The following is a 1,027-nucleotide window of genomic DNA, read 5'->3' as shown; positions in this document are numbered from 1 at the left end:
ACTCCCGGGGTGCCGGGGCATTCCCGCGATTCCGGCACCCCGGTTGAGGCGGGACCGGCCGTGGAGGGGAGCTCATCGCGGCCGGTACTGCCCGCTTTCAGCTTCCTCCGTAGTGGGTGCCGAAAAGGTCCCCGCGCGGCGCATCTTCTCTACGTCCTACCTGTGATCGTGGGGGCAGGCTTGTTCTGGAGTCTGGGACCGCGCCACGGAAAGTCAGCCCCCTGCGGCCTGCGGTCGACGTCTGGCCGGACCTGGCTCGCTGCACCACATCCCGGTCCTGGCCACGCTGCCAATGCCTTTGAAGGCAACGGGCTCCTGCGTTCGCTGACGGCGAACAAGCCCCCTGATGCACATGGGTTGAGGGGAGGGGGCCTGCCTAAAGGGCCCCCAGGGCCCGTGGCCGGCCACCGCTCCCGACGGTATTGATCATGGAAAGTCCCGGCGCGGCTGACGGTCGGAACGGCCGTTCGTGCGGCGGGCGTTGGCCGGTGGTCGTGTGGCGGCGATGGCCTGGCGATGGCCGGTGCCGTCCCGGTGATCGGCTGGGTAGACGAAAGGGCCCCCGTGGCGAATCCGCGGGGGCTTTGCTGCTGGCTCTGGGTGCGGTGTGGTGTCCGGGCGGTCCGACCGTGCGGACGGGACCGGCCGAAGGCCGCACGCCCGGCCGGTGCGGGCGGTGCTGCCCGGCGCGCCGAAGGCGCGCCCTTGAGCAAGTAAAGCGAAGTTACTCCGATGCGGGCCGACTGCGCGGGGCCCGCTTGGCGGCTGCCTTCGTCGGCGTCACGGGGAACGACAGACGGCATGTCGCGGCGGGGGCCCGCAGCTCCTCGCACAAGAGCGGACGGCCGTTGTCGGCGTCGCTGGTGATGCGGTAGGTGATCAGGAGCGGGCTCGCGTCCGGGACGAGTTGCAGCGTGCTCCGCTCGTCCGGAAAGGGGGTACGAGCAGTGACCTCCTCGGTGAAGGCGAGGGTGTGTCCGGCGTCGGAGAGCTGGCGATAGAGATCACCGACCGGGGCGGTGGGCTG

The 1,027-nt window shown here is 70.7% G+C and carries 1 pseudogene; it reads right to left on the bottom strand.

What is annotated here, in order from left to right:
* Positions 1 to 724 precede the first annotated feature (724 nt).
* Positions 725 to 1,027 (bottom strand): annotated as a pseudogene (locus tag ABZ833_RS45640) (GntR family transcriptional regulator); the annotation flags it as partial.

This window comes from Streptomyces sp. NPDC047525 (genome assembly GCF_040643025.1).
GTDB classification, from domain to species: domain Bacteria; phylum Actinomycetota; class Actinomycetes; order Streptomycetales; family Streptomycetaceae; genus Streptomyces; species Streptomyces durmitorensis.
The sequence above is the reverse complement of the archived record's forward strand: the minus strand, read 5'-3'. Positions and strand labels throughout refer to the sequence as shown.